Here is a 3,383-nt window from a genome sequence, read left to right as displayed (position 1 = left end):
CGTCCGGCGAGCGACCGCCCGCCGTCGGCGGGCGCCCCCGCGGCCACCGCACGACGCGCCACGGCATGTGATCCGGATGCCGGGGTCTGCCGTGCGACGGCGACCACGGCCGCGTCGGGTGCGGCGAGGGCGGCGTCGAAGAGGGCGAGGCCCGCTTCGGCGGTGAGCGGCAGCATGCCGTTCCTGGCCATTCGCTCCCGGTCGGTGGCGCTGAGCCCGGCGGTCATGCCGCTCTCGGCCGCCCACAGCCCCCATGCGATCGACGTGGCCGGAAGCCCCTGTGCGCGGCGGTGATGGGCCAGCGCGTCGAGGAAGGCATTGGCCGCCGCGTAGGCGCCCTGACCGGCGGCGCCGAAGGTGCCCGCCGCCGACGAGAACACCACGAACGCCGAAAGGTCCTGACCGTCCGTCAGCCGGTTCAGGTGCCATGCCGCGTCCGCCTTGGGGCGCAGTACGCGGTCGATCCTGTCGTCGGTCAGCGAGGTCAGTGTCGCGTCGTCGACGACCCCGGCGACATGCACGACGGCGGTCAGCGGATGCTCGTCGGGGACGCGGGCGAGCAGGTCGTCGAGCTGGGCCGGGTCGGCGACGTCACAGGCGACGAGCGTTGCCGTGGCACCGTGCGCGGCCAGCTCGGCGACCAGGGCACCGGCCCCCGGAGCCTGCTCGCCGCGCCGGGACGCCAGCAGCAGCCGACGGGCTCCGTGCGCGGTGACCAGGTGCCGCGCCACCAGGGTGCCGAGGGCGCCGGTGGCCCCGGTGACGAGGACGGTACGGTCGGGGTCGAAGGGGGCCGACGGCTCGGAGTCGCCCTCGGCGGCGCGGACCTGTGCTGCCAGGTCGGGCAGCAGCAGCGCTCCGTCGCGTACGGCGGACTGCGGGTGGGCGGCGGCGACCGCGGCCGGAACGGCGTGCAGGGCACCGTCCTGGGCGGGCACGGCGGACACGGCGGGCGCGTCGAGGTCGAGGAGCTGCAACCGGTCGGGGTGCTCCAGCTGCGCGGACCTGACCAGCCCCCACAGCGCACCGGCCGCGAGATCCGTCGTGTCCTCCCCCACGGTGGTGGCGAGGGCTCCGCGGGTGACCAGGACCAGGCGCGAGTCGGCGAACCGGTCGTCGTCGACCCAGTGCCGGACGAGGTCCACGGCCGTGGCCAGTAGCTCCCTGGTGGCCTGGGGGGCGGGCGCGCCCGAGGCGGTGCAGGCGGTGAGGACGACCTTGGGCGCGGCGGTGCCGGTGTCGACGGCCGACGCGAGCGAGGCGAGGTCGGCGTAGCACTCCAGGTGCACCCCGGCCGCGTCCAGGGACTCGGCGAGACCGCCGTCGCCCTGCCCGAGCAGTGCCCAGCGCACGGATTCGGGGGCCGGGGCGGCAGGTTGAGGCTCGGCGCGCCGCCAGCGCTGGACCAGCAGAGGCGGCGGAGCCTCCGCCGTACCGGCCTCGGGTGCGTCGGGTATCTGCCCGGCGGTCACCCGGCGCAGAACCAGGCGGTCCGCGGTGGCCACCGGCCGGCCGTCGGGGTCGGCGACGGACACGGTGTACTCGTCCGCGCGTCCCGTGGGTGCCAGGTGGACGCGCAGCGCACTCGCCCCGGTGGCGTGCAGGGAGACGCCGTTCCAGGCGAACGGCAGGGTGGCCGCGGCCCCTTCGTCGCCGCCCGCGTCCAGCGCACCGACGAGCAGGGTCTGCACGGCGGCGTCCAGCAGGGCGGGGTGCAGCCCGTAACGGACGGCGTCGGCGCGGTGGGCCTGCGGCAGCGCCACCTCGGCGAACAGATCCTGGTCCCGCCGCCACACCCGGTCGAGCCCCTGGAACGCCGGCCCGTAGGTGAACCCTCCGTCGGCGAACCGCTCGTACCAGTCGCCCTCCCCCGCCGCGCCCGGTACGACCGGCACGGCCTCCGGCGGCGGCCAGGCACCGGAGTCCGGCGGCACCGGACCCGGCTCCTCGGCGAGCAGCCCCTGTGCGTGGCGGGTCCACGGCTGGTCGGCAGCGGCGTCGGCGGCCCGTGAGTGCACGCCGAACGGCCGCCGGCCGTCCTCGTCCGGGCCGCCGAGGGCCAGTTGGAGCTGTACGGCACCGCGCTCGGGCAGCACCAGAGGGGTCTCCAGGGTCAGCTCGGCGACATGACCGAGGCCGACCTGGTCACCGGCGTGCACGGCGAGTTCGAGATAGGCGGTGGCGGGCAGGATGGTCCGGCCCAGCACTCGGTGATCGGCGAGCCACGGATGGGTGCGGGCCGACAGCCGCCCGCTGAGGACCAGCCCGCCGGTGTCGGCGATCCGCACGGCCGCCGACAGCAGCGGGTGCTCGGCTCGCTCCAGCCCGGCGGCCGTCACATCACCGGGCTGCTCGGCGGCGTCCAGCCAGTAGCGGCGGCGCTGGAAGGCGTACGTCGGCAGCAACACCGGGGGCATATCGGGGAGTTGAGCCGACCAGTCGACGCCGGCGCCGTCGACGTACAGCCGTGCGACCGCTGCGAGCAGTGAGGGTGCCTCGGGCCGGTCCTTGCGCAGCGCCGGTACGAGCACCGCGGCCCCGGAGTCGTCCAGGGACGCCTGGGCGAGGGCGGTGAGGGTGCCGTCGGGACCGAGTTCGAGGTAGCGGATGACGTTCTGGTCCGCGAGGGTGCCGATCGCGTCGGCGTAACGGACCGGCCGACGGACATGGCTGACCCAGTAGTCCGGGGACATCAGCTCGTCGACGGTGGCGGCCTTGCCGGTGACCGTCGAGACGAGGGACAGCTTCGGGCGTTCGTACGTCAGGCTTTCGGCGACCTTGCGGAAGTCGGCCAGCATCGGCTCCATCAGCGGTGAGTGGAAGGCGTGGCTGACCCGCAGGGCCGTGGTCTTGCGGCCCTCGCCACGGAAGTGCGCGGCGATCTCCTCCACGGAGTCGGCGGCACCGGCGATCACCACCGACCGGGGGCCGTTGACCGCGGCGATACCCACCGCGTCATTGAGGAGCGGCTGGACCTCGTCCTCGGCGGCCTGGAGCGCCACCATCGCCCCGCCCGCCGGAAGCGCCTGCATCAACCGGCCACGCGCCACAACCAGACGGCAGGCGTCCGCGAGCGACCACACACCGGCCACATGCGCCGCGGCGATCTCGCCGATCGAATGCCCGGCGAGCACATCCGTGCGCACGCCCCACGACTCCAGCAGCCGGAACAGCGCAACTTCCAGGGCGAACAGGGCGGGCTGGGCGTACTCGGTACGGTTCAGCCGGTCCGCGTCCTCACCGAAGACGACCTCCCGCAGGCCGAACGGCAACTCCGCATCGACTGCATCGAAGGCGTCCGCGAAGACGGGGTACGTGTCGTACAACTCCCGGCCCATGCCGAGGCGTTGGGAGCCCTGACCGGCGAACAGGAACGCCGTGCG

Annotated in this window: 1 protein-coding gene; it reads right to left on the bottom strand. The window is 74.7% G+C overall.

All coding sequences use genetic code 11. The features are described 5' to 3' along the window. The coding region (locus tag ABT186_RS47375) for an SDR family NAD(P)-dependent oxidoreductase (protein ID WP_351930625.1) at positions 1–3,383 on the bottom strand (3,383 nt) is incomplete at both ends.

The organism is Streptomyces sp. NPDC001634, from assembly GCF_040298185.1.
In the GTDB taxonomy this organism is placed as follows: domain Bacteria; phylum Actinomycetota; class Actinomycetes; order Streptomycetales; family Streptomycetaceae; genus Streptomyces.
This window is presented reverse-complemented; position numbering and strand designations above follow the sequence as displayed.